Annotated in this window: 23 protein-coding genes and 2 tRNA genes; 14 read left to right on the top strand and 11 right to left on the bottom strand. The window is 41.1% G+C overall.

Going from position 1 to position 25,929, the window contains the following annotated elements; genetic code table 11:
* Positions 1-96: 96 nt before the first annotated feature.
* Positions 97-378 carry a type II toxin-antitoxin system YafQ family toxin gene (locus tag Q0H92_RS01830; RefSeq protein WP_295800125.1) on the bottom strand — a complete coding sequence of 94 codons (282 nt, stop codon included), beginning with the start codon at positions 376-378 and terminating at the stop codon, positions 97-99.
* Positions 375-650 carry a type II toxin-antitoxin system RelB/DinJ family antitoxin gene (locus tag Q0H92_RS01825; RefSeq protein ID WP_295800128.1) on the bottom strand — a complete coding sequence of 92 codons (276 nt, stop codon included), beginning with the start codon at positions 648-650 and terminating at the stop codon, positions 375-377. Before Q0H92_RS01825 ends, Q0H92_RS01830 begins: the two co-directional genes overlap by 4 nt.
* A gap of 184 nt (positions 651-834) precedes the next feature.
* Between Q0H92_RS01825 and Q0H92_RS01820 the strand changes: the two genes are divergently transcribed.
* Both Q0H92_RS01820 and Q0H92_RS01815 read left to right on the top strand, forming a co-directional pair.
* Positions 835-1,104 (top strand): type II toxin-antitoxin system Phd/YefM family antitoxin, encoded by a 270-nt coding sequence (locus tag Q0H92_RS01820; RefSeq protein WP_296011082.1) that lies wholly within the window; start codon positions 835-837, stop codon positions 1,102-1,104.
* Positions 1,105-1,122: 18 nt separating this feature from the next.
* Complete coding sequence (locus Q0H92_RS01815) at positions 1,123-1,554, top strand: type II toxin-antitoxin system VapC family toxin (protein ID WP_296011079.1); 432 nt, start codon at positions 1,123-1,125, stop codon at positions 1,552-1,554.
* 112 nt (positions 1,555-1,666) lie between these two features.
* Here Q0H92_RS01815 and Q0H92_RS01810 read toward each other — a convergent pair whose 3' ends face one another.
* A complete protein-coding gene (locus Q0H92_RS01810; protein WP_296011076.1) occupies positions 1,667-2,953 on the bottom strand; it encodes an SUMF1/EgtB/PvdO family nonheme iron enzyme in 1,287 nt (428 codons plus the stop codon).
* Positions 2,954-3,393: 440 nt separating this feature from the next.
* Positions 3,394-3,467: transfer RNA gene (locus tag Q0H92_RS01805), tRNA-Val, on the bottom strand.
* A 93-nt stretch (positions 3,468-3,560) separates the two neighbouring features.
* On the opposite strand from Q0H92_RS01805, the gene abc-f reads away from it, so the two are divergent.
* Both abc-f and Q0H92_RS01795 read left to right on the top strand, forming a co-directional pair.
* Positions 3,561-5,474, top strand: coding sequence for a ribosomal protection-like ABC-F family protein (abc-f, locus tag Q0H92_RS01800; protein WP_296011073.1), 1,914 nt, complete (start codon positions 3,561-3,563; stop codon positions 5,472-5,474).
* A gap of 33 nt (positions 5,475-5,507) precedes the next feature.
* Positions 5,508-6,236, top strand: a complete 729-nt coding sequence (locus Q0H92_RS01795; RefSeq protein ID WP_296011032.1) for an NAD-dependent protein deacylase — start codon at positions 5,508-5,510, stop codon at positions 6,234-6,236.
* 150 nt (positions 6,237-6,386) lie between these two features.
* Here Q0H92_RS01795 and Q0H92_RS01790 read toward each other — a convergent pair whose 3' ends face one another.
* Complete coding sequence (locus Q0H92_RS01790) at positions 6,387-6,743, bottom strand: hypothetical protein (protein ID WP_296011029.1); 357 nt, start codon at positions 6,741-6,743, stop codon at positions 6,387-6,389.
* 112 nt (positions 6,744-6,855) lie between these two features.
* On the opposite strand from Q0H92_RS01790, the gene Q0H92_RS01785 reads away from it, so the two are divergent.
* A complete protein-coding gene (locus tag Q0H92_RS01785) occupies positions 6,856-7,410 on the top strand; it encodes a dihydrofolate reductase (protein ID WP_296011027.1) in 555 nt (184 codons plus the stop codon).
* Here Q0H92_RS01785 and Q0H92_RS01780 read toward each other — a convergent pair.
* The gene (locus Q0H92_RS01780) at positions 7,346-8,140 is read right to left on the bottom strand and encodes a histidinol-phosphatase (protein ID WP_296011024.1); all 795 of its coding nucleotides are present in this window, start codon (positions 8,138-8,140) and stop codon (positions 7,346-7,348) included. The genes Q0H92_RS01785 and Q0H92_RS01780 overlap by 65 nt on opposite strands.
* A gap of 107 nt (positions 8,141-8,247) precedes the next feature.
* Entirely contained in the window at positions 8,248-11,136 is a 2,889-nt protein-coding gene (gene ppdK / locus Q0H92_RS01775) for a pyruvate, phosphate dikinase (protein WP_296011022.1), read from the bottom strand.
* Between the two features lie 639 nt (positions 11,137-11,775).
* On the opposite strand from ppdK, the gene Q0H92_RS01770 reads away from it, so the two are divergent.
* Positions 11,776-12,204, top strand: a complete 429-nt coding sequence (locus Q0H92_RS01770; RefSeq protein ID WP_296011018.1) for an Hsp20/alpha crystallin family protein — start codon at positions 11,776-11,778, stop codon at positions 12,202-12,204.
* A gap of 336 nt (positions 12,205-12,540) precedes the next feature.
* Here Q0H92_RS01770 and Q0H92_RS01765 read toward each other — a convergent pair whose 3' ends face one another.
* Together Q0H92_RS01765 and Q0H92_RS01760 are read right to left on the bottom strand one after the other, a co-directional pair.
* Positions 12,541-13,755 (bottom strand): hypothetical protein, encoded by a 1,215-nt coding sequence (locus tag Q0H92_RS01765; protein WP_296011015.1) that lies wholly within the window; start codon positions 13,753-13,755, stop codon positions 12,541-12,543.
* A 97-nt stretch (positions 13,756-13,852) separates the two neighbouring features.
* The gene (locus tag Q0H92_RS01760) at positions 13,853-14,557 is read right to left on the bottom strand and encodes a 5'-methylthioadenosine/adenosylhomocysteine nucleosidase (protein WP_296011012.1); all 705 of its coding nucleotides are present in this window, start codon (positions 14,555-14,557) and stop codon (positions 13,853-13,855) included.
* Between the two features lie 361 nt (positions 14,558-14,918).
* Here Q0H92_RS01760 and asnB point away from each other — a divergent pair, with 361 nt between their 5' ends.
* Entirely contained in the window at positions 14,919-16,685 is a 1,767-nt protein-coding gene (gene asnB, locus Q0H92_RS01755; RefSeq protein ID WP_296011009.1) for an asparagine synthase B, read from the top strand.
* A gap of 74 nt (positions 16,686-16,759) precedes the next feature.
* Positions 16,760-17,383 carry a YkgJ family cysteine cluster protein gene (locus tag Q0H92_RS01750; RefSeq protein WP_296011008.1) on the top strand — a complete coding sequence of 208 codons (624 nt, stop codon included), beginning with the start codon at positions 16,760-16,762 and terminating at the stop codon, positions 17,381-17,383.
* A gap of 8 nt (positions 17,384-17,391) precedes the next feature.
* Here the strand turns inward: Q0H92_RS01750 and Q0H92_RS01745 are convergent, their stop codons facing one another.
* Positions 17,392-18,267 carry a YitT family protein gene (locus Q0H92_RS01745; protein ID WP_296011005.1) on the bottom strand — a complete coding sequence of 292 codons (876 nt, stop codon included), beginning with the start codon at positions 18,265-18,267 and terminating at the stop codon, positions 17,392-17,394.
* Positions 18,268-18,377: 110 nt separating this feature from the next.
* Here Q0H92_RS01745 and Q0H92_RS01740 point away from each other — a divergent pair, with 110 nt between their 5' ends.
* Both Q0H92_RS01740 and Q0H92_RS01735 read left to right on the top strand, forming a co-directional pair.
* Positions 18,378-20,441 carry a methyl-accepting chemotaxis protein gene (locus Q0H92_RS01740; protein ID WP_296011002.1) on the top strand — a complete coding sequence of 688 codons (2,064 nt, stop codon included), beginning with the start codon at positions 18,378-18,380 and terminating at the stop codon, positions 20,439-20,441.
* A 61-nt stretch (positions 20,442-20,502) separates the two neighbouring features.
* Positions 20,503-20,576: transfer RNA gene (locus tag Q0H92_RS01735), tRNA-Ile, on the top strand.
* Positions 20,577-20,904: 328 nt separating this feature from the next.
* Here Q0H92_RS01735 and Q0H92_RS01730 read toward each other — a convergent pair.
* Positions 20,905-21,666 carry a hypothetical protein gene (locus Q0H92_RS01730; protein WP_296010999.1) on the bottom strand — a complete coding sequence of 254 codons (762 nt, stop codon included), beginning with the start codon at positions 21,664-21,666 and terminating at the stop codon, positions 20,905-20,907.
* 393 nt (positions 21,667-22,059) lie between these two features.
* Here Q0H92_RS01730 and Q0H92_RS01725 point away from each other — a divergent pair, with 393 nt between their 5' ends.
* The 4 genes from Q0H92_RS01725 (at position 22,060) to Q0H92_RS01710 (ending at position 25,922) form a co-directional block, all read left to right on the top strand.
* A complete protein-coding gene (locus tag Q0H92_RS01725; RefSeq protein ID WP_296010997.1) occupies positions 22,060-24,405 on the top strand; it encodes a TonB-dependent receptor plug domain-containing protein in 2,346 nt (781 codons plus the stop codon).
* A 98-nt stretch (positions 24,406-24,503) separates the two neighbouring features.
* Entirely contained in the window at positions 24,504-25,133 is a 630-nt protein-coding gene (locus Q0H92_RS01720; protein ID WP_296010996.1) for a MotA/TolQ/ExbB proton channel family protein, read from the top strand.
* The gene (locus Q0H92_RS01715) at positions 25,126-25,527 is read left to right on the top strand and encodes a biopolymer transporter ExbD (protein WP_296010994.1); all 402 of its coding nucleotides are present in this window, start codon (positions 25,126-25,128) and stop codon (positions 25,525-25,527) included. The genes Q0H92_RS01720 and Q0H92_RS01715 overlap by 8 nt, the downstream gene beginning before the upstream one ends.
* Positions 25,524-25,922 (top strand): biopolymer transporter ExbD, encoded by a 399-nt coding sequence (locus Q0H92_RS01710; protein WP_296010991.1) that lies wholly within the window; start codon positions 25,524-25,526, stop codon positions 25,920-25,922. The genes Q0H92_RS01715 and Q0H92_RS01710 overlap by 4 nt, the downstream gene beginning before the upstream one ends.
* The last annotated feature ends 7 nt before the right edge of the window (positions 25,923-25,929 follow it).

Genomic DNA, 25,929 nt, shown 5'->3' with positions numbered 1-25,929 from the left:
CGAAATCAATAGCAAAAGAAATTTTTTCATATAGCCTAGGATAATGTACGGAGTTTTTAAAATCAACGGAAAGCAACTTCAACAACGTGCGGAAAGTTATTTCTTAAAAATGTCGCTATGAGTTCCTGTGTCAAGCAAAGTTAAAACAAGAACATCATTATCCTTGTAATAAAGAAGCAGCCAGTCAGGTTGAATATGGCATTCCCAAATCCCTTTAAAATTTCCTGACAATTCGTGATTGCAGTGCTTTTTATCTAGTGGCTGAGATGTTCTAAGTTTTTCAACAATATCTTCAAGCAAAGATATATCAAGACCTCTTTTTCTAGCCCGTTTAAAACTAGCTTTAAATTGTGAAGTTTTCTTTAATTCAAAAATCATTCACAATCCTCAAAAAGGGCTTTTGCAGAGGAATATGATTTTACATTTGGGTCGCGGCTAATTTTTTTAGCCTCATCAATTGCAGCCAAAACTTCTGCGGAAAACTGTTTTTTCGGCGGAACGATCTCAAATGGAATTTTCTGCTGATTTATAGCCTGCTTCAAAAATAAACGGATTGCAGTTGTAATATCAAGTCCCAATGAACTAAAAAGATTTTCAGCCGCAAGTTTTGTTTCTGAATCAACCCTAGTTTGAAGAACTGTCATCGCCATATAACAACCTCCAAAATACTTTTGTACTACAAATGTAATACAAAAAATATAAAATTGCAATTAATATGTTTTCAAATATTTCACCTCAAAAAATGTTGGCTATAATTTTCAATGTTGACCATAACACAAAGCAATGTTATTATTTTACTTGATACTATTCAGCTTGCAAACTATGGAGGAAACTATGTGCAGAACTTCGATTTATGAGGCGCGGAACAATCTTTCAAATTTCGTAAAGATTGCGGAAGGCGGAGAGCCTGTGGAACTTACAAGATACGACAAGCCAGTTGCAGTAATTATCAGCTATGAGGAATATGAAAAAGAATCCCCAAAAAACAAAAAAAGCTGGCTTGCAGAATGGCGCAAGGAATACAAGGATGTTCTAAGTGATGAAGGAATTCCTCTCGGACCAAAAGTTTATGCTGACCCTAACAGAGTGATTTTCGAGGAATAGAATCTAAGGAGTAAATAAATGAAAAAAATATATCTTCTTGATACAAACATCGTGTCCGAATTCTCAAAGGAACGCCCGAGCCAAAACGTGATTGCTTTATATGAGGCAAGGAAAAATTTCTGTGCAATTTCCGTCGTTACCTGGCAGGAACTTATTTATGGACTTGAAAGAATGCCGGAAGGAAAACGCAAAGAATCAATTGTAAGCTTTACTGAAAATCTGAAAAACAATATCGCGATAATTCCTTACGATGATTTTGCAGCCGGAATCTGCGGTCAGCTTTTAGGAAAATGCTCAAAAGAAGGAAAATCTCTCCCATACAGCGACACACAGATTGCCGCAACCGCAATTGCAAACGGAATGGTTCTTGTAACGCACAATGCAACAGACTTTGCAGAAGCCGCAGAACGCTCTTTTTTGCGCACAGAAGACTGGTTTTCTGCTGAATAATTTTTATTGAAGAGAACTGAAAAAACATGGCGAGAATTTTTTAAAACACGCCGTACTTTTTAAATTTCACGCCGAGAATTTACAGAAAACACGGCGTGTTTTTTATTTTATCTTAGTTTGCACGAGGGAAGCCGCTGCGGGCAAGACGGATACCGTTGTTAGAATAAGTATCAGTAACACTGTTAGGATAAAAGCTATAAACATGTGCCAAGGTACTACTATCACTGAAAGAGCCACTTATACGTATACATTCTCCGCTTGCATTTTCAGCAATAGGATCTGTTACAGTCCCTTGAGAAATACTATCTGATCTATCAGAACAAAACTCCCAACAGTTTCCACTCATATCATAAAGTTCAAGTCCGTTAGGCTTTAACTTTCCAACTTCATGAGTAATATCGTTAGAATTATCGACATACCAAGCAACATAAGATAAAGCATTAAGATTACTAGTACCAGCGTAAGTATAATCCCAATCATCGGCATATTGGTCTCCGCCGCGGGCTGCAAACTCCCACTCGGCAGCTGTAGGCAGACGGAAGCCGTTTTTTGATAAATCACAAGAAACACTTTGCCAAGTATTTTTTGCACTGGGATAATTTGGCTTTATATCACTATAAGCAATATTTTCACAGTCAACTTTTTGACCATTTTCATCATATGCTGTATAACATTCCTCAAGCCCCATTAATATAGAAAGCCTGTTGCAAAACACAATTGCATGATACCAGCTTATCGACTCAACTGGGCGAAGTTTTTGAGTTTCTCCTTCTGCTGGAGGATAAGATTCTCCTTGGAACTTGCTTGGATTTTCTCCCATTACGGCTTCAAAAAGCTCCTGCGTTACTTCGTATTTTCCTATGCTGTACGGACTTAAAGTTACTGTGCGGCCATCAATAAAAACGCCTTCACTTCCGCTTCCTTTAATTGTTGTGGCAGTGTCAATTACTGTTACAAGGGCTGTCTTTTCAAGCTTGGTCTTGTTTATAACTATGCTTCCGTCTTCAGCAATAGAAAAGATGTTAGACAAAAGTATTAAGGTCAAAGAGCATTCTGTAGTTTTATCTGCTTCAACTTTTATATCTTTGCTTCCAGACGCAATAAGCTCATCATTGTTCGCAGAATCCCGCGCTTCAGCCTCAACAGTATATGCGCCGGCTTCAAGCTCCGTGAACTCTATTACCCCCCCCAACGCCGCATCTTTTTCTATAGTCTCACTTTCGCCAATTACACGCACAACAAACTTGTCGGCATTTTCCTTGTTGTAAAGGTAGTAGCGTCCGCTGCCAGGCAGAGCTACACGGATTGAGCCGCCTTTTTCTGAGCCGCCGTTCATGTTCATGCAGGACGCAGCCACAAATAAAAACGCAAATAAAGCTGGAACAATAAATTTCTTCATAAAAGACCTCTAGTTTTTTGGATTGTCGGATCAAGTCCGACAATGACATGGGACTGCCGGGACAAGCCAGTTTTTCATTTTCATGCCATTATCAAGCTTAGATTTTTCTGTCATTCCCACACTTGATTCCTTCTTGTCATTATCGGGCTTGACCCGATAATCTAATTTTTCTTCTTAACAGTAATCTATTTTACATTATACTGAATAAATTCCAAAAAACAACTTTTTGGAAAAAATTTATTGAGAATTTTCCTTGAGTAAATACGTTATTTTCCTAAAGCAAATAGCTTATTTACCTTAGGAAAATAGTCTATTTACCACAGGTAAATATATTGTTTACCTAGGGTAAATATATTAGTTAACTATAAAAAATGCTTTTTTTAGAAGAAATATAATAAATCAAATGTCAAGTTTTAATCTGACGGACAAAACAAAAAAACTGCGCGGCTTTGGAATCGAACCAAAGACCCCAAGCGTGTCATGCTTGTACTCTAACCAACTGAGCTAGTCGCGCAAAATATGAGTGTATAATAACAAAACTTTTCCCCAGCGTCTACCCTTCGCATTACAATTGAAAATTCACTTTTTAACTGCTAGAATCTTGGGCATGAATCTTTTATCTGTGAATAACCTTGCAAAAATCGGGCGTGAAAAACCTTTGTTTACAGGAGTAACGTTCGGCTTAAACGAAGGAGACAAGGCGGCTCTTATAGGACGCAACGGAACTGGAAAATCAACTTTGCTGAACACGATTGCTGGCCTGCTTTCCCCGGACGAAGGAACTGTTGTTTTGAACAAGGAAGCCGGTGTTTCTTTTCTTGCCCAGAATCCTTTGTACAGCAAGGACGACACAATCAAAAGCCACATATTCAAATTTCAAAGTCCCAAGCTCAAGACAATCCGCGAATACGAAGAAGCGTGCGACGAGCTTCAAAAGACAAACTCGCAGCAAGCCCAGCAAAAGTTCAACACGCTGAATGAAAAAATGCAAAAGGACAATCTTTGGAACTACGAGTCCCAGATAAAGTCGATTCTTACCACGCTTGGAATAAACGACCTTGAACGCAAAATGGGAGAGCTTTCAGGCGGAATGATAAAGAAAGTCGCGCTTGCACAAGTTCTTGTTGAAGACACAAAGCTGCTTCTTTTGGACGAGCCTACAAACCATCTGGACATTTCCACGATATTGTGGCTTCAAAATTATCTTGCCGAAACAAAAAGGTCAGTTCTTATGGTAACCCACGACCGCTACTTTTTGGACGCAGTCTGCAACAACATTTATGAGCTTGCGCGAAACAAGATAAAGCTTTACACAGGCAACTATTCTACTTATCTTGAAAAAAAGCAGACAGAAGCGCAGATTGAAGCGAACACAGAACGCCGCATTGAATCCGTTTTGAGGTTTGAGCGCGACTGGCTTATGAGAGGACCTTGCGCTCGCGGAACAAAGGCAAAGGCAAGAATCCAGCGGGATCAGGCTTTGATAAACCGCGAAAAGTTTTCCGCAGACAAGGGCTTTACTTTTGAAGTTGAAGGAAGAAGGCTCGGCGGAAAGATTCTGGAGCTTCATAAAATCACAAAGAATTTTCAAAAAGGATTCGCTTCTTCTGGCAAAAACAAAGCTGAAAACGCCTTTCCGGTTCTTAAGGATTTCAGCTACAATTTTAACAAAGGCGAAAAAATCGGCGTGTTCGGCGGCAACGGCTCTGGAAAAACTACGCTTTTGAATATAATCACGCAGAAAATCCAGCCAGATTCCGGCGAAGTTGTAAAAGGCGAAAACACTTCGATTGCTTACTACGAGCAGAATCCGCATTTTGAAAACACGGAGCTTACAGTCCTTGAGTATATAAAGGAAGCGGCGGACGTTATGAAAATGAATGACGGCACAGTTTTAAGCGCGCCTCTTTTTCTTGAGCAGTTCGGCTTTGAAGGGAAAATTCAGCATTCGCCAGTGGGAACTTTGAGCGGCGGAGAGCGCAAGCGGCTTTATCTTGTGCGGCTTTTAATCAGCAATCCGAACTTTCTGATTTTGGACGAGCCTACAAACGACTTTGATATTTTTACAATGAATATCCTTGAGCAGTTTTTGCTTTCGTTCAAGGGCTGCCTTTTAGTTGTAAGCCACGACCGCTACTTTATGGACAAAATCTGCGACACGATGTTTATAATGGAAAACGACGGAAGTGTTTCAGGCTTTGTGGGAAAATGCTCTGAATATCTTGAGCTTCAACAGGAGCAAAACGCACAGCAAAAATCGGAATCCAAGCAGGAAGAAAAACAGGAAAAAGCTCCAGTCCATCAGAAAAAAAACAAAATGTCGTTCAAGGAAAAAAAAGAATTCGAGCAGCTTGAGCAGCGCATATTTGAGCTTGAAGACAAAAAGCCGGAGCTTGAAAAACTTATGGCCTGCCCCGACTATGAAAAATCTTCAAAGGCTGGAAAAGAATACGCAGACCTAGAAAAAGAACTTGAAGCAGCATACTCAAGATGGGAAGAACTTTCCGCGCTTGAAATGTAAACTGCGGCTAAAAAAATTACGGAGGCGTTTTTTATGGAAGAAAAAATCGAACAGTTGAAACAGCTTGTAGAAAAATCCCGGAAAATTGTGTTTTTTGGAGGAGCTGGAGTCAGCACAGAAAGCGGCATTCCAGACTTTAGAAGCGTTGACGGGCTTTACAATCAAAAGTGGGCTTATCCGCCGGAAACAATACTGAGCGCGACTTTCTTTCATTCAAATCCAAAGGAATTCTACAGGTTCTACCGGGAAAAGCTTCTTGTTACAGGAATAAAACCGAACATTACGCACTTTAAGCTTGCGGAACTTGAAAAGCAGGGAAAGCTTCTGGCAGTTGTAACCCAGAATATCGACGGACTTCATCAGGCGGCAGGAAGCAAAAATGTCTTTGAGCTGCACGGAAGTGTTCTTAGAAACTACTGCACAAAATGCGGCGCGTTTTACGATGAAAAATATATCGCTTCGCATTCAGACCAAGACGGACTTCCCCTGTGCGAAAAATGCGGTTCGCTTATAAAGCCAGACGTTGTTCTTTACGAAGAATCTTTAAAGGATGAAATTGTAAGCGGCGCAATCAAGGCGATAGGAAGCGCAGACCTTTTAATTATTGGGGGAACTTCGCTCACTGTTTATCCGGCGGCTGGAATGATTCATTATTTCCGCGGAGAAAACATCGTGCTTATAAACCGCGACCCGACTCCAAGCGACGGAATTGCGAACCTCGTTCTACACGAAAGCCTTGGAAATGTTTTTTCAAAATTGTAACTGAATATCAAATTTTATATTTTACTGTCATTATCGGGCTTGACCCTGCGATGTTTCTGAAAGAAACTCGGTTGATAATCTAAATGTTGCTAGATTCCCCGGTCAAATCGGGGAATGACAAATGTCTTAGCACAGGAATGACAGTTAAATTTACTTTAACGCCATTCTTTGCGCCAAAACAGTTTTTAGGGAAGCAAGCGTTTCTTTTACGGCGGACTCGTTGCTTCCTGAAAGCACAGAATCGCAGGCTGAACTTACGGCTGTAATGTTTCCAAGAATGTCCTGCTCAAGTTTTGCAGAAAAAATTTCATTGGAGCTGGCAAGTTTTTTTGCTTCCTCGGCAAGCTCCGCTATCTGCTTTTTTTCTTCATCAAACTGGCTATTTAAATTTTGCGATTTCTGAACAAGAAGATTCATTGATAAGTTTATTCTGTCCAGCAAACCGGAGTTTTCTTTTTTGTTTCCAGACTTCTGAAAAAGCCTCTTCATAAAATCTGTAATTTTCATAGTTAAACATTATCTCTGATTTGCAAAAATATGGCAATACAGACCTTGCACGCAAAAAGCCTTGACCTTGCAATTCCATGAACTATAAACTAAGAAAAAGGCTGATGAAAAAATGAATGCAATTTACGCCGCAGGACTTAACGGAGAATTCGCGCTAGAAGACGGAACACTTCCATGGAAAAAAGTTCCCGAGCTTCAAAAAGAATGCAGGGAAGACATGGATTTCTTCAAACAGATGACTTTAGGAAAAGCCGTCATAATGGGATTCAATACATTTAAGACTCTGCCCTTTCCGCTTAAAAACAGGCTGAACATTGTAATAAAAAGAAACGCCGCCCCGCAAAAAATAGAACACACAGACAAAGAATTTATGTTTTTTTCTTCTATTAAAGAAGCTTTAAATGCGCTTGATTTTCTTTGCCCGGACGATATTTTTTTAATCGGCGGAAAAAAACTTTTTGCAGAAGCGTTCAGCAAAAACCTTGTGGACGGCATTGTTTACGAAACAGTTTTTTGCAAGAACTTTCCAGATGCAAAAATTTTTATAAACCGCCCTCAAAAGTTCAGTCTGATAAATTCAAGGAAAAGCGGAATTCTTGTTTTTAATCAGTACAGAAATCTGGAAGCTCCAAAGGCTCAATTCCAAATCGGCTTGCAAAATCCCTAGCTTTCCAAGCGTTCATTATAACATCCTGAGGATTGTGCGCATCTGAATTGCAGATTACACGGACATTCGTAAGGGAAGCCATTTCCCAGAACTCAACAAAAGGATAAGGGTAGCGCATTCCACGCTTTGTTTGATTCGGAGTTCTCGTTATTCCAAGTCCGTTTATTTCAATAGGCAAATCCAAATCAGAAGCCGCGTCCAAAATTGCCTGACTGCAAGCCTTTGACTGGTCGTCCCATTCCTTGTAGCCTGCCATAAACAAATCCGGGTGGGCAAGAAAAGCAAAGTGGCCGCTCCGCATTCCTTCTATAGTCTGGTCAATATATTTATTCAAAAGTAAAGGACTTTCAACATCGGGAATATAAATATGGCTTGAATCGTCTGTAACCCAGTGCGAGCCAAGAACAAGGTAATCCGCACCAAAGTTCGCCTTAAGCTCATCGTACCAGCCGGAATATGATTCTTCCCATTCACATTCATATCCTTGGTAAATAGGAAACGCCGCCGCTTCCTTTGCCTCTTCAATCCATTCGCTGTATTCAGAAGCTTCTTTTGTTGTCATTCGTATTTCCGGCCAGTAGTCAAAAAAATCTTCCGGATAAGGGCAATGGTCAGAAAATCCCAAAGCAGTGCAGCCTTCAAGCATAGCCTGATTAACATAATCAACCGGCTGTCCTTTCGCATGATGGCAAAGCTCTGTATGCGTATGAAAGTTAGAAATTGATTTCATATATGTTTGATTTTAGTAAAAAAGAAGAATTATGTTAAGGGCATAAAAAATCCCCTCCAGTTTCCTAGAGGGGAAGTTAGCATTTAGCCGCTAAACATCAATGAAAATTATTTCTTTGTTGTTTTTTTAGCAGGAGCTTTTTTTGCTGGTGCTTTTGCAGCCGGCTTCTTTGCCACTGTTTTTTTAGCAGGAGCTTTCTTTGCTGGTGCTTTTGCAGCCGGCTTCTTTGCTGTTGAAGTCTTTTTTTCTGCTACAGCTTTCTTTGCAGTTGCTGGCTTTTTTGCTGGTGCCTTTGCAGCTTTTGCAGCGGCAGCAGCTTTAATAACAGCCTGTGCTCCAGCAAGACGTGCAGCTGGTACACGGAATGGTGAGCAAGAAACGTAGTTAAGACCAAGTTTGTAGCAAAGAGCGATTGAATCTGGGTCTCCACCATGTTCTCCACAGATTCCAAGGTGAAGGTCGGATTTTACTGAGCGTCCCTTAGCTTCTGCAATTTCCATAAGAGCGCCTGGTCCGTCTGGATCAAGAGTCTTGAATGGATCTTTTTCGAGAATCTTCTGGTCAAGGTAAGAATCAATGAACTTGCCATAGTCATCGCGGCTAAAGCCGAATGTTGTCTGTGTAAGGTCGTTTGTACCGAATGAGAAGAAGTCAGCGTACTGTGCAATCTGGTCTGCTGTGCAAGCTGCGCGTGGGAATTCAATCATAGAACCAATCTGGAACTTGAGGTTTGTTCCCTTTGCTTCGTTTACTTTTGCAATTACAGCTTCTGCCTGTGCGCGAATCTGCTTGAGTTCGTTTACAGAAGTTACGTTAGGAATCATAATGCGAACATCATGTGCAATTCCATCCTTTTCTGCGTGTGCAGTTGCCAAAGCGATTGCTTCAACCTGCATTTCGTAGATTTCAGGATATGTGATTGCAAGACGGCATCCGCGGTGTCCAAGCATAGGGTTGTGTTCGTTGAGGTCAGCGAACTTTGCCTTGATTGTTGCAACAGAAACTCCGAGCTTAGAAGCAAGCGCCTGAGCTTCAACATCTGTAGCAGCCTGAATGAACTCGTTAAGAGGCGGGTCAAGAAGACGGATTGTTACAGCGCGTCCGCCCATTGTCTTGATGATTCCGTAGAAATCTTTTTCCTGAAGCGGAAGAATCTTTGCAAGGTTTTCTTTGCGAGCTTCTGTGTTTTCAGAAATAATCATTTTCTGGAATGAAGAAAGTTTTGGCTCTTCAAAGAACATATGCTCTGTGCGGCAAAGACCAATACCGTTTGCACCAAACTTGAATGCCTGTGGAGCTTCGTTCTGCTCTGCGTTTGCAAGAACATCGAATCCTTTTACAGTCTTTCCAGAAGCTGTTTTGCGTACAGACTTTGCGCGGATTTCATCAGCCCAGCCAAGGAATGTTTCAAGGTCGCCAGAAACTTTTGCTTCTTCTACAGGAATAAGACCTGCGTAAACTTTACCAGTTGAACCGTCAATAGAAATATTGTCGCCCTTCTTGAAAGTCTTGTCGCCAATCTTTACTGTTTCTTTGTCTACGAATACAACTGCCGCGCAACCGCAAACACAAGGAGTTCCCATGCCACGTGCAACAACAGCAGCGTGTGAAGTGCGTCCGCCTGTAGATGTCAAGATTCCTTCTGCAACGTACATACCTGCAATGTCATCAGGAGATGTCTCTTTGCGAACGAGCATTACTTTCTTTCCAGCCTTGTTCCATTCAACAGCTTCGTCTGCTGTGAATACAATCTGTCCGGCTCCAGCTCCAGGAGATGCATTAAGGGCTTCTGCGATTGGTGCAGCAGCTTTAAGTGCTTTTGGTTCGAACTGCGGATGAAGAAGCTGGTCAAGCTGATCTGGCTTTACGCGGAGAAGAGCCTGCTCTTTTGTGATGAGTTTTTCTGCAACCATGTCAACTGCCATCTTAACAGCTGCAGGTCCTGTGCGTTTTCCGTTGCGGCACTGGAGCATATAGAGAGTTCCTTCCTGAACTGTGAACTCCATATCCTGCATATCGTGATAGTGCTTTTCAAGGCGAGCGCGGATTTTGCAAAGCTGATCGTAAATCTTTGGATTTGTTTCAGCAAGCTGAGAAAGGTGCTGAGGTGTGCGGATTCCAGCAACAACGTCTTCACCCTGAGCGTTCATAAGGTATTCACCCATGAATTCGTTAACACCAGTAGAAGGATCACGGCTGAAGCAAACACCAGTTCCTGATGTGTCGCCCATGTTTCCGAATACCATTGCCATAACAGTTACGGCTGTGCCTTTGATAACTCTTTCATCAATGTTGTTGAGCTTGCGGTATGTGATAGCACGAGGATTCATCCAAGAACCAAATACAGCTCCGATTGCTCCCCACATCTGTTTGTGTGGATCCTGCGGGAAGTCTTCGCCCTTTTCTTTCTTGTACATTGCCTTGTACTTAGAAACAATTTCCTGAAGTTCTTCTGTAGTAAGATCTGTATCCTGTGTAATTCCACGGTGAGACTTAACTTCGTCGATGATTTCTTCGAACTTGTCGTGATCTACACCCATTGCAACGTTGCCGTACATCTGAATAAAGCGGCGGTATGCATCCCATGCGAAGCGCGGGTTCTGTGTTTTGTTTGCAAGACCAAGAACTGAATTGTCATTAAGACCGAGGTTGAGGATTGTGTCCATCATACCAGGCATAGATTCTGCAGCGCCTGAGCGAACTGAAACAAGAAGAGGATCTTTTGCATCGCCGAGCTTTTTGCCCATTGACTTTTCAAGCTTTGCAAGATACTTAGCAACTTCTGCATCAAGTCCTGCCGGATACTTTTTGCCTAATTTGTAGTATTCCTGACAAACATCAATTGAAATTGTGAATCCAGATGGAACAGGAAGGCTCAAAGGTTTCTTTGCCATCTGAGCAAGGTTTGCACCTTTTCCACCGAGGATTGGACGCATTGATTCATCGCCTTCTGCGTCGCCATCACCAAAGTAATAAACATATTTGGTCTTAGCCATTATGTCCTCCATATATATATGTGAAGAAAATTATAATGGTAATTTCTTGTATCGTCAACAAATGTTTTTAATATCAGCAAGAATTGCAAATTAAAATTTGAATTTTTTCAAAAGAAATACAAGAAATGCAATTTATTAAATATGTTCAATTTCGAATTTTAAAATTTACTGTCATTATCGGGCTTGACCCGATAATCTATCAAATTTTTACAGTAGATTGCCGTGTCAAGCACGGCAATGACAAATTTGTTAGCACCGGAATAGCAGTTTGGTAAAATATTTTATCAAAACTCGATATTCAACCAAACACAAAAAAAATCCGCCAGTTTTTTCCAATCCGCGCGGAAATTTCACATCCCTAATTTGAGCCAAAATTTCCCAGATTTCACCAAAATGATTTTATTTTCTGCGTCAAAAAAATTCAAATAAAAGGGAAAATTCAGCGGTCATAGCACAAATTTTCAATCAAATATAAAACAAAACGCAGATAATCAGCCAAAAACAAACAAAAAAGGCATTTCTACAGAAAATTACTGACTTTCCTTACTTGGCACGCATTCTGCTACATATCTAGTGTACGGCTGAAAGGCAGTACGAAAAAAATTAAAATAATGCTGTAAAACCAGCGAGGAGATTTATATGAACGAACTTTCACTTTTAGATTCACTTTTTGGAAATGACGGATTTGCATTGCCAAGCTACCGCGAAGCAGCTTTTGCCCCGAAAGTAGACGTTGTGCAGAAAAAAGACAGCTATGTGCTTTCTATGGATTTGCCTGGAAAAACTGAAAAAGATGTAGACATAACGCTTAAAAACGATGTTCTTACAATTTCTTCTGTTGAAAACGCAAAGTCTGATTCAGGCGAAAAGAAAGAAAAAGTTGACGATGTTTACTACATTCTGCGCGAACGCACAACAAGGCACAGCCAGTTCAAGCGTTCATTTACTTTGCCAAAAGACATTGATGCCAACAAAGTGAACGCAACATTCAAAAACGGCATTCTTTCTATTGAAATCGGACGCAAGGAAGATTCCACAGAAAAGAAAATTGCCATCAAAAGCGAGTAAAAAAAATTAAAAAATTTTTTTAAAAACTGTTGACAAAGAAAATGGAATGATGTATATTTTAATCAGCTTATAAAGCTGATAAAACTCTCTCCTTTAGTTCACGAAAGTGAACGGCAGAACCCCGGGCAACCGGGGTTCTGTTCATTTAAACACACATGTTTTATGTGGTTATATGTCATTGCCGGGCTTGATGCCAGCGGATTATCAACCGAGTTTCTTTCAGAAACATCGCAGGGTCAAGCCCGATAATGACACTAAAATTTAAAACTCGAAACTGAACCTAGCAGTAAAATAAAAAATTCGGCATTCAGTCTAAATATATTTTCAGTAAAAAACTTACATCGACATTCCTATAGAAAAGCCTGTTCTGAATTCTTTTTCTGTAATATTGTAAATTACTTCGACTGAACAAGCCGGAAACGCAACTTTTGAAAGGTACATTTTCATTCCGCCGCCAGTTCCCTGATTAAAAACCCAAGTTTTGTCAAAGTCTTTTGCGCGCGCCGTCTGGTAAACCGCATAAACAGAAAAAAGGCCTATTTTTGTCTTGAGCGCGGCATATTCAAGCCCAAGAGAAAGTCCCGCCATTGAATCAGAAGAAAATTCGCTAGGAAAAAGGCTCACAGAAGCTGAACGTCCGCCAGTGTAAAAAGCAATCGGAGCATCAAATTCGTAAAAACAAGATGCGGACTGTACAATCCTAAGCTTGTCAAGAATCGGCTGCTGAATTTTTATTTTAAGCTCAAATCCGTTAAAAACATCCCTGCAAGGCGTAACGTCAACAAAAGCTTTTGCGGCTGCGGATTTTTCAGACATAAAAATGCCGTTCCAGTCAGCAGATTTAAAATCTATTGCGGCAGAAGATTCCCATACTTTTTCAGATTCAATCTCGCCTTTAATTTCGTCCGAGTCGTCAATTTTTACAATTCCAAACCCTGTGCTTAGTTCCGCAGAAAAACAGTCAAAGAATTTTTTGGAAATGCCGAGGCTTCCGCGGAAAGAAAGAGAGCCAAAATCGTAAACTGAATCATCTTTTGTTGTAACAAGCTCCGTGTCTGATTTTGAAATTCCTGTGTAAATTGAAAATCCCAAAGCCGAGCCTTTTGGCGGACGTGAAAAAAATGCCATTCCAGAAATGTTGTCGCGCGAAAAAATTCCGCCTAGAATAAAAAAATCCTTCAAGCCCATCGCATTTGAATCAATAAGAAACGCGCCCGCAGAAAAAATTCCGTCGTTAACGGCAACAATCGGAAGCGGCAAAATGGACATTTTTTCTTCAAGTGAAATTTTCACGCAAGTTTCATTTTCGGTTATAGGCTCGCATTCAATTGAAATGTTTGTAAAAAGATTGTCCGCCTGAAGCGAATTTTCTATGCTGTGCAAAGTTTCCGCAGAAGCTTCTTTTCCAATGAATTTTTTTAAGTCGCGCTGGGCTGCAAATTCTTTTGTGCGCTTTAAGCCTTGAATTTCAAACTTCGTGATTTTATGTTCGGCGTTAAGAAAACCTGCGAAAATAGCAAAAAGCGCAACGGCAAAAAATGATTTTTTCATTTAAAACATCTCCATTTATTGTAAATTGCTGAAGTTTTATTTTTACAACAAATGGGAAGATTTAGCAATATAATGCAAGAAAAAGAATTAAATGCAGTTAAAATCTGCCAAGCATGGACAAAACAAGCGAGCCGCTCAATGAAGCCGCTTCGTTTTCGTTAAAGCTGTAAGTTGATTCTCCGTCATCGTCCGCCATGTCGCTCATGCAACGGATAATCACAAACGGAATTTCATTTATCCAGCAAGCATGGGCAACGGCAGCTCCTTCCATTTCAACACAAGCCGGAGAACAAGTTTCCTGAATTGCGGATTTTTTTTCTTTGTCGCTTATAAACTGATCGCCTGTGGCAATCCGCCCGAACACAAGCTTATGTTCCGCAGGAAATTCTTTAAATGCAGAACGAGCCGCTTCAAGCATTTTGCTGTCCGCCGGAAAATCACTGCACTTCATCTGCGGAATTTCAGTTTTTTTGTAGCCGAATCCAGTTGCATCCATATCGTGATAAACCGCATCCGTGGAAGCAACAAAGTCTAAAACTTTAAGCCCAGAAGCCATTGCGCCGGCAATTCCAGTGTTGATTATATGCGTGCATCCAAATTGAAGAATCAGCCGTTGGGCGCACAAAGCCGCGTTCACTTTTCCAACCCCAGACTGAACCAGAACTACAGAAATTCCGTTTATTTTTCCTTCAGTGAATGTCATTCTGACAGCCTTGGTTACCGCCGGATTTTCTTCCAGTTTTGACTTTAAAAGCTCCAGTTCAACGCTCATTGCGCCGATTATTCCGACCTTTTTTGACATAAAATGTTACTCCTTGCGAAATACCGCATTATTTATAAAAAACTTCTAAAAAATTCTTCAAAACCATTGACTGCATTACAGTTTTCATGTAAATTATAACCAGCAGTAAATAAACGACAAAATGAAGTCAACACGCTTCATAAACGGACTGTCTTTCTCCTCCTTAGGGCAGCCCGTTATTTTTTTGTCAAAAACAGAATAATGGAAAGCAAAAGGAATTTCAATTTTCAATCTAAGAATTGACATAAATTTAAAAAATCAATATATTGTTTTTAGACAATGGCGTCTGTTTTTTGGGTATTTCTATGCCCTCAGAACAGGCGTCTTTTTTTTTGCCAATTAATTGAAAAAGGGGTTATTTATGTGTGGATTTGTTGGCGCATTTGATTTAAACAGCGGCTCGCAGCCGATTGATGAAGGCTTAAAAGAACAGCTTCGTTCCCAAGTTCTGGATATGTCTAAAAAAATTCGTCATAGGGGACCGGACTGGAGCGGAGTTTACACTGGAAACAATGCGATTTTAAGCCACGAGCGTCTTTCTATTGTAGATCCGCTTTCTGGAAAACAGCCGCTTGTTAGCGATGACGGAAAAATCATTCTTGCGGCAAACGGTGAAATCTACAATCATCAGGAAATCCGCAGGCAGTTTGCAGGAAAATACAGCTTTAAAACACAAAGCGACTGCGAAGTTATAATTCCGCTTTACAAAAAATACAGAGCAGAAGAAAACGGCTTTTGCAAAATGATAGAAGAACTTTCTGGAATTTTTGCATTCGCGCTTTATGATTCAGAAAAAGACGTTTATTTAATTGCCCGCGACGAAATCGGCGTTATTCCGCTTTATCAGGCCTGGGACAAGCAGGGGCGTTACTATGTTGCTTCAGAACTAAAGGCTCTTGAAGGACAGAACATGGTTTCTATAGAAGAATTTCCAAACGGACATTATTTCTATTCAAAAGACGAAAAGCCGACACTTTGGTACAAACGCGACTGGGAAAAATTCAGCGCAGTAGAAAATGCAAAACGCGCGACAGATGACAAAGGAGAAATCATAAACGAAGACGTGATTCAGAATGTTCGCGACGGACTTGAAAAAGCCGTAAAACAGCAGCTTATGAGCGATGTTCCTTATGGAGTTTTGCTTTCAGGCGGACTTGACTCAACTGTAATTGCTGCAATCACACAAAAATTCGCAAAAAAAAGAATTGAAACCGGCTCTTTAAAAGATGCCTGGTGGCCGCAGCTTCACAGTTTTGCAGTAGGACTTGAAGGCAGTCCGGATTTAATCGCAGCAAAAAAAGCCGCTGATTTTATAGGAACTGTTCACCACGAAGTTCACTTTACAATTCAGGAAGCTCTGGATGCCCTTGAAGATGTAATTTACCACATTGAAACTTACGACATTACAACAGTGCGCGCTTCAACACCAATGTATCTGCTTGCCCGCGTCATAAAATCAATGGGAATAAAAATGGTTCTTTCCGGCGAAGGAAGCGATGAGCTTTTTGGCGGATATTTGTATTTCCACAAAGCGCCGAATGCCCGCGAGTTCCACGAAGAGCTTGTGCGCAAAATGAGCAAACTGCACCTTTACGACTGCCTGCGCGCAAACAAATCTCTTGCAGCTTGGGGAGTTGAAGGCCGCGTTCCTTTCCTTGACAAAGATTTTATCGACATTGCAATGAGCCTGAATCCGCTTGACAAAATGAACATAAAACTTCCGAACGGAAAACAGCGCATTGAAAAATGGATTGTACGCAAGGCATTTGAAGACATTCTTCCGCCGGATATTTGCTGGAGACAAAAAGAGCAGTTCAGCGACGGTGTAGGCTACAGCTGGATTGACACACTGAAGGAAATGACAGCGCAAAAAGTTTCGGACGCAGAATTCGCCCAGAGAGCAAAAAGATTCCCGGTAAATACTCCTGTTACAAAGGAAGAATATTACTACAGGGAAATTTTCTCAAATCTCTTCCCAAGCGAAAGCGCAGCACTTGCAGTTCCGCATGAAGCCGGAGTCGCCTGTTCAACAGCAAAAGCTCTCGAATGGGACGAAGCCTGGAGCAAAATGGACGAGCCGAGCGGAAGAGCCATTAGCGGCGTTCACAACGATGCTTACAAAAACTAAATAAAAACGTGCTGTACGGAATTTTCATTTTCCGTACAGCGCAAAATTGCAAAAGCTTAATTTGGGCAAAGTCTATGGAATCAGTTTTTGAAAACCTTAAAGACACTTGCGAAGGCAAAATTGCCGCTGAAATAGAAAAACTTTACGCCGAACTTGAAAAACAGCAGTCAGATTGGTACAAAAAAACAAAATTCACCTGCCCTTCTGGATGCGGAATGTGCTGCCACAACTTTGAGCCGGACTTAACAGAAGCCGAAGCCGATTTTATGGCACTTTGGCTTATACAAAATCAAAGGCAAGTTGCGGAAAAACTTCTTGAAAGCGCAGAAAATCCCGGCAAAACCTGCATTTTTTTCAATGCGGAAAACGACTTTCATTGTTCCATTTATGGAGGACGACCTTTTATTTGCAGGCTTTTTGGAGCAAGCAGTTTTTACAGTAAAAACCGTTCAGTTGTCTGGCGGCCATGCAAATTCTACCCGGAAGAAAAACTTTCAGCCTTTGGACTTTCCCACAGGCAATATTCAAAAGATGAAGCGAAAAAAATCTTGGGCGAACTTCCTCCTGCAATGAGCGACATAATGGCGCAGGCAATGGCAGTCAGCCCCGAAAACGAAAGCACCGAGCCTCTGCGGAAAATCCTTCCAAGAAAAATTCAGCACATATTTTTTCTTCTTAAATGCTGCGGAAATGTTTAGCAAACGTTTTAATCTTTGCTTCTTGTAAAAAATCGTCCGAAAATTTCTTTTGTTTTTAAGACATTTATAAAAGCGGCAGGATCGCATTTTTTCAGCTCACGGCCCAAAAGTCCAAGCTCGTCTGCGGAAACAACCGTATAAAGCATTGTCTTTTCTGAATTTTTGTAGCAGCCGGTTCCAATAAATTTTGTAGCGTCATGGTTTGTTGAAGTTTTTACAACATGATACATTTCGTCAGGCTTTTCCGTAATAATCAAAAGCGTGATTTTTTGGTAGCGCCGGTAAAGCTCATTTAAAATTTGAGTCGAGCTAAACTGAAAAATAATCGAGTAAAGAGCTTTGTCCCAGCCAAAAAGAATTCCTGCCACAACGAGAACACAAATATTCATTCCGAAAATCATGTTCCACATATCCATGCCTTTTTTTTCAGAAAAATAAATTGCGATAAAGTCCGTTCCGCCACTTGTGGCATCAGCGTAAAGGCAGCAAGTTATAGCAAGTCCGTTTAAAATTCCGCCGAAAATCGAGCACAAAAGCAAATCATCTGTAATGCGAATCGAAGGAATAAAATCCGTAAGAAATGAAGAAAACGCAATCATCAGCAAAGAAAAAATCGTGAATTTCTTTCCGATATATTTAAAGCTTATAAAAACCGGCACGGCATTCAGCGCAAAATACAAAACTGTATACGGAATTTGAACATTGAAAAACTTTAAAAATGCGCGCTGAATCAAAAGCGAAATTCCTGCAAATCCGCCTGGAAAAAGTTCCGCCGCATAAGCAAAAGAATTCAGATTCATGGAAAAAATAACTGCGCCGGCAATAACGAGAATCACGCGTTTAAAAGTTGAAGGTGTCGGAATAATCGTAGTTACATTGTTCATGCTAAAATTGTATCAATAAAATATAGTTTAGTTAAGCAAAAAAAAATTGACATTCACCCCTTAGCTGAATAATATAAAAAGGGGTTACGAAATTCTCGGTAGGTGTTTTTATGGAAAAGAAGAAGTCGATTTATTCTGTGCTTGTTGTTATTTCTGTTGTGCTTTCAGTTGTTGTTTCGCTCTGCGTTTCGCTGGTTCTGCGCAAGATGATTTCGGGCGAAATTACAGGAATGAAAAAAATGGAGCTCAGGGCAAGCTCGGACAGGATGCACGTTCTGTTCGACTCCCGAAAGGAAAATCTTGAGAAAAAGCTTTCAGTGATTCAGGACAAGATTGACTGGAGCGGCATTTCATCTAAGGACGAAATTTTTAAGAGGCTTTCGGAAGCTCAGGAAGAGGCGGAACTTTACAGCGTGATTCTTGCCAAAAATTCAGGCGAGACAATTTTTTCATCCGGAAAGAACAGTTCAGTTTCGCTTGCCTCCGAAAAAAAGGCGCTAAAGGCAGCCGCGGGCGGAAAACTGAATTCGTGCGTCTCTCTCAAAAATGACGAGGTTCTTGCGACCGCAGCAGCAAAATTTCCGGCGATAAGCGGAAGCGTTCTTTTGATTCAGCAGGAAATTTCAGACCACGACTGGATTTCGGAATACGGCTCCACGCTCGGATGCAGCATGAACATTTTTATAGAAGACACTTGCGTTGAAAGCTCGGACATTGACGAGAACGGCAAGCCAAAGACCGGCGGAAAAATGGGAAGTCCTTTCATCATCGGCGAAGTCTACGAAAACCGCCATGTCCTTGAGCTGATTGACCGCTACAAGGGAAACGTCTCGGCTACGGTTTTCAGCCCGATTGACAGCGATGACGGAAACGCGATGCTTTACCTCGGAATAAATCTGAAGGAACTTGCAAAAAGCTCATCGCGGCTTATAAAACTCGCGCTTCCTGTTGTAATCGTTGCGATTCTTGCAAGCCTTGGAATAATCCTGTTTATAATCCTGCAGATTGTGACAAAACCATTGAGGAGAACATCCGCGGCATTCAAAAAACTGAACGGAGAATCCGGCACTTCCGACCTGACGATAAAAATAGACACAAACAAGGAAAACGAAATCGGCGAGATGATAGATTCCGTAAACCATTTTATCGGAACTTTGAGAAGCCTTCTTGCGGACGTGAATTCGGCGGAATCCCAGCTTGAGTCAATCGGAACAAGCTTGGCTTCGACTTCGCAGGAATCGGCAAGCGCGGTCTCGCAGATTATGTCGAACATCCTCAGCGTAAAAAATCAGATTGAAAAGCAGAACAAGACGCTTGATGAAGTTCAGGGAATTCTTGACAGCTCAAGCCGCGGAATTGAGTCGCTTGAAAAGAACATCGAAGATCAGTCCGCAAAAATCACTGAATCGTCATCTTTCATCGAAAAAATGGTGGCGGACATCGCGGAAATGTCGGAATCCGTCGCGAATCTTGCGGGCGAATACAAGGAGCTTATCCGAATCACTGATTCCGGAAAGGCGCGCCAGAATGAGATGGCGGATGAAATCAAGAACATGGCGGAACAGTCAAAGAATCTTGCCGACGCGAACTCCGTTATTTCGCAGATTGCCTCTCAGACAAACCTTCTTGCCATGAACGCCGCAATTGAAGCAGCTCACGCGGGAGAAGCCGGAAAGGGATTCAGCGTTGTTGCGGATGAAATCAGAAAACTTGCAGAGAATTCCGCCGCGCAGTCAAATTCAATCAAGAAGGAGCTTGAGACAATCGGTCAGGTGATTGCGAAGGTTGTTGAGACATCCGAGATTTCCGTAAAGGAATTTGAAAAGATAACTGAAAAAGTCAGCTCCACAGAATCACTTGTTCAGAATGTAGATACAACGATGTCGCGCCAGCATGAGTCCTCAAAGCAGGTTCTGGCGAATCTGCAGGACGTGGATGATACAACTTCGACAGTTCTCAAGACCGCAAAGGAAATGTCCGCCGCAGTTGAGAATGTCGCGACCGCCGCCGGAAACCTCGATATGCTCGCCCAGCAGGTTGCAGGAAGCATGGACGAAATGTCCGAAGGCGTAAAGGAAATAAACACTTCCGCTCAGAACATTTCCGAAATGGCGCAGACAACCCACGACAGCATAAAGGTCATGGACAGCGTTCTGTCTAAATTCAAAATCTAGCGGCGGAAAACAATTTGCTATTGACCCCAATGTAAAATTTCAGATATAATATTTGACATTCGGGCCATTAGCTCAGTCGGTTAGAGCAGGGGACTCATAATCCCTTGGTCCTAGGTTCAAGTCCTAGATGGCCCACTGAAATATAGCAAGGACACTTTGCAATGAAGTGTCCTTTTTAATTTTAAAGTGAACAATAAAAATTTTTAGGACTTGAAGCGAAATGAACGCCGACCTGCGGGAGGAAGAAAGGGCAGGATGCCCTTGGCAGTGAATGAAGCCGGTCTGAAATGAGCCAGCACGGACGCTGGCGAATGCAAGACAAGTCCTAGATGGCCCAGAAAAAAATGCAAAGGACACTTTTTCAATGAAGTGTCCTTTTTTCATTTTAAAGTAATTACCAAAAATTCTAAGACTTGAAGCGTAATGAACGCCGACGCGCAATTGTCATGCAGAATTTCAGTTTTTAAAGAATGAACTTTACTCCTGCGTGAACTTCTATTCCAATTTCAGTGGATTCAGAAAAAAGATCAAATACTGTGTCATGGTAGCCAGATTCGTGCAAAGTTCCAAAGCAAGAACCAATATTCATTTCGCAGCCTAAAGAAAGCGCCGTTGTGAATTTTTGTGTTTTAAAAACTTTGTAGTTTGCAGAAAATCCTAATTCAAGGCCAGCCGCAAAAGATTTCACATCATAAGAATTTTTATTGCTTTCAAATGAAATATAGCCGCCGTAAAATCCGCCTTTTAAATCAAAAAATAACTTTTCAGATTTGTTGTAACGGCCGCAAAATCCCAAAGCCAAGGAAAAATCTTTTCCGTCAACTTTATCATCAAGAACATATTTTGTTGAGTCATCTTCCTTTATTTTAAACTTCGATTTTCCGTAAGACAGCATTTCAAAATCAAAATAAATTCCGCCTTGATATTTTGAAATTCCAGTTTGATTTTCCTGCTGATTTTCTTCGGAATCGTCATCCAATGTGTAAAAAAGCATTTTTCCAATATCCGAATCAAAGAAATAAATAATTCCAGCCTGAAATCCAAATTCCAAAAGCTTTGCAACAGAGCCTGTATAATCATTCAAATCTTCGCCGCGCACAGAAGAAAAATCAAGATTTGAATAATTAATCGGCTTTTCAACAATATCAAAACTAAACTGAAGGTTCGCAAAACAATTGCTTGCCGCAACAAAAGCCACAGCCAGAAACACAAAAAGTTTTTTCATAAATAAAACTCCGTAAAATGTTTCCTAAAAAATTTAATTCTATATTGACAAACAAAAAGATATAAAATATAACATACGTTATTTTAAAGTAGAGTTTATATGCAAAATATCAGCTTGTCAATGTATTCAGTAAGCAGAAAAATTGCCATCCGCAAAAACTCACCTTTCAATTTATGCAGTTTACCGCATAAAAAATGCAACACAAGCAAAACAATATTTTCTTTTTTCCGCAGGATTTGTATATTTAGCTTAAAATTTTTGTTCAGCATTAATATTTTATTCTAAAACGAAAATATATTAATATTAATTATTAACAATATATTGACAAACGATATAAATTTTATATAATTCGACAAAGACAGACAAAAGTTAAATATTTTTAGGAGATGAAAAATGAATCATGTATTTAAGCTTCTTATCGCATTGGGACTTTTCGCTTCAAGTTTTTTTGTTCATGCGCAGGCGGCACAAGACGCAATTCAGTCTGACGACAATTTTTACGACATCATCATGGAAGGCGAAGGACTTACTCTTGAACAAACCGCAGATCCGGCAAAAGAAGCAGTCAGCGGAGTTTCTGTCGTAATGGACAAGGAGCAGATTAAAACAACTGCGCAAATCGGACTTGTTGAGGACGTTATGAGTTCCGTTCAGACAATGCCGGGCGTAACTTTCAACGGAAACTGGAACAGCGAGCCTTCAATCCGCGGAGGCTATCCAAGGGAAATGCAAACTGTTCTTGACGGAGTTTACATTCTTTATCCGTGGCACTGGGGCGGCGCGTATTCAATCTTTAATCCGCACATGACAGACAGCGTAAAAATGAGCAACGGAGTTTTTTCTGCGCGCTACGGACAGGCGCTTTCTGGACTAATGGAAGTTACAACCGTTCAGCCAAGCGAAGAAATTCACTTTGACTTCAACATAACTTCGATTGCGACAGATTTGTTTGTTCAGCTTCCAGTAACAAAAAATTTCGGAATTTTTGCAGGCGGAAAAGTTACTTACATCGAAGGCTACATCGGCGCATACAAATTGTTCGGCGGCTCAAATGAAATTACCGACGCGCTCAAAACCGTTCCTTACATCCGCGACTTTTACACAAAAGTTTACTGGAATCCGGCGGAAAAACTAAGCTTGACTTTCAACGCGTTCTACGGAAGCGACGGAGTTGGACTTGAAACAGACGACACTGACGACGGTGAGCACACAACATCTGATTTCGATTTCAGCATGCAAAGCGCATTCGCAGCATTGAACGCAAAGTGGATTCCGACTGACAACACGCAAATCAAGGCACTTGCAAGCTACAACTGGACTTTTGAAAATTTGACATACAACGGAACGGTTGACGGCGAATTCAAATACAACGAAGACTTTCTTGAGCAGTACGGTTCTCTTTTAAGCGACGAGGCAAGGGCGAGCAAAAAATATTACCTGAACACACAGAACGAAAAGCAAAAAGAACGAATGATTGTCCATCAGCTTCAGGGAAAAATCGAAGGCGAAATGGAACTTAATGCAAGCAACAGAATTGCAGTCGGCGCAGAAGAAATGTGGAGCAGAAGCAACACCACACAAAAAACGCATGGCTGGAACGAGCAGCTCAAGGGAGATTTTCCGTATCCTGATTTTTACGAATTTGACTATTCCATAAGAGACAAAGGAAACAATGTTTTTAAATCGGCAACTTTCGCGCTTTGGAATTTCGGAACAGACGCAAGCCTTTTTAGCGGAGAAGCAGGATTTAGAATTGACGAGTTCCACATAAAAAATTACAGCAACGATTTCAGCCTGAACGCAAAGCCGGTTTTCAATCCAAGGGCAGTTCTGCATTACACGCCGTGGCGTTACCTAGAGCATTTTGACAAGGTTTCTTTTAGCGCAGGCTGCGGACTTTTTTCTTCTGTTCCAATGGAGCTGATGGTTGCAAGCAAAGACATGGGAATTAAAGAATCGGAAGTGTCTCAAAACCGGGCGATTTTTGCAGTTCTAGGAACAGATTTAAAATTCAACGAGGACTGGAATTTTAAACTTGAAGGCTACTACAAGCATTATTTAAAGCGAATGTTTGCTGTTGCCGACGATTCAAATCCAATGGACACAAAGCTTGACGCAAGGTTCGACGGAAAAGGATTCACAACTGGATTCGACCTTATGCTGGAAAAGAAAAACGGAGAAAAGTGGGACGGCTACCTTTCGTACTCATTTGTAATGGCAAGATTCAAAAATCCGTACACAAAAATGTATGACGACCAGACAACAAACTATGGCGATCCGCTTGACGAGTGGTACTATCCTGACTTCCACAGATTCCACACGCTGAATGCTGTTGCAAACTTCAAGTTCAAGGAGCACTGGACATTCACTGTAAAAGGAACATTCGCCACAGGAACTCCGAAAAAAGACAACGGCGACATTTACTGCTATCCGGCAAAACTTGAAGACGGAACTGTAATTCAGCGTTACACAAGAAACAGTTTTTACAGCGACAGTTTGCGCACACAGATTTCATGCCCGGTTGACCTTAGGCTCGGCTACAAAAAGAAAGTCGGAAAATCATCACGGACAACGCTCGAATACTACATCGGCGCGGAAGATGTTTTCCTGAATCTTTACAGTCCAAAAGGCGAAAAAGGATTCAACAGCCGCACAGGAAAAGAAGACGACAGCGCATCAAGCGCAAACTTCAACATTGGAATTCCGATGATTTCACTCGGACTTAAAATAAGCTATTAGTTTGAATGGCAAGATTTGTAATTCAACGACTGCTGCACAAGATTCTCGTATCAAGCACGAGAATGACAGATAAAAAACTGATTTTTTAGGAGAAAATTATGACATTCAATTTGGTTGAACTTTTTAAGCTTGGCGGACCTTTTATGTGGGTTCTTCTTATTTTCAGCATTGCGACATTTACGCTGGTTTTGGAACGCTGCATTTATCTTTTCTGGCACGACTGCAATGTTTCGTCTTTAAGCAGCCGGGTAAAAGAACTTTTAAGGCAAAACAAAAAAGATGAAGCGGAACAGCTTCTCTCTTCATTCAGCCGGAAAAAAACAGCCGCAACAGTTCTTCTGGCACTTTTACAGAATTCAAAATTCGGAGAGTCAAGAATGGAAAAAGCGGCGGAAAGCGAAGCGCAGGAAAGAATCCGCAGAATGGAAAACGGCTTCAATTACCTTACAGCTCTTTCTTCACTTGCGCCTCTCACAGGATTTTTTGGAACAGTTTCTGGAATGATTGGCGCGTTCAAGTCGATTGCGGATGCCACAGATGTAAATGCACAGCTTGTCGCAGGCGGAATTTACGAAGCTTTAATTACAACAATTTTCGGACTTATAATCGCGATTGTCGCCCTTGTTGCCTACAATCTTTTTGTTCAGAAAGTCGATGTCTTTGCCGCTGAAACTTCAAAAGCCGTGAACGACATAATCCCGGAACTTCTTGGTAGCAAAAATGATTAAAAGCAAAAGACGTCCGTTTGAAGACACAAGCTCAGGCTCGCTTCAGGATTTGAGTTTTCTTTTGATTGTGTTTTTTATCGTGATTGCAGGATTCAACGTAAACAAGGGATTTGTGCTGAATCTTCCGTCAAAGGAAAAGCCGAAAGTTGTCCAGCAGAACGATCTTATGAAAGCCAAACTGAATGCAGACGGAACTTTAATTCTCGACGGAAAAAATTCAAGCCTTGAAGAACTTTGCAACGCGCTTCAGGAAAAACAAAAAGAATGGCCGAACATGACATTTCTTCTTTCAATAAATCCTGAAACTCCATATCAAAATGTAGTCGATGTGATTTACGAAATAAGAAACTTTAATATAGAAAACTTCTGCTTCAAAATGGAAGACAGTGTATGAACATAAAACGCAAAAAACGAAAAGCAAGCATAACAACATCCTCAATGTCGGACATAGGATTTCTCCTGCTGATTTTTATAATGCTGATTTCGCTTATGAACCAGCGTTATGAAGAACACATTGAATATTCCGAAGCAAAGCAGCTGCAAAAGACAAGTCTTGAACACAACTTTGAAATCTGGATTCAAAAAGACGGAACTGTAAGCGCAAACAAGCAAAATGCAACGCCGGAACTTCTGGAAGCCCTTGTTGTCTCCGCAATTGCCGAGCATCCCGACGTGCGCATTCACATAATTGCCGACAAAAACACGCCGTATAAATATGTGAATTCGGTTGTATCGGTTTTGCAGTCGCTTCAGCACAGAGTTGTAAGCTTTGTTGTAAAGGAGTTGTAATATAAAA

Source organism: uncultured Treponema sp. (genome assembly GCF_934725225.1).
GTDB lineage: Bacteria > Spirochaetota > Spirochaetia > Treponematales > Treponemataceae > Treponema_D.
The sequence above is the reverse complement of the archived record's forward strand: the minus strand, read 5'-3'. Positions and strand labels throughout refer to the sequence as shown.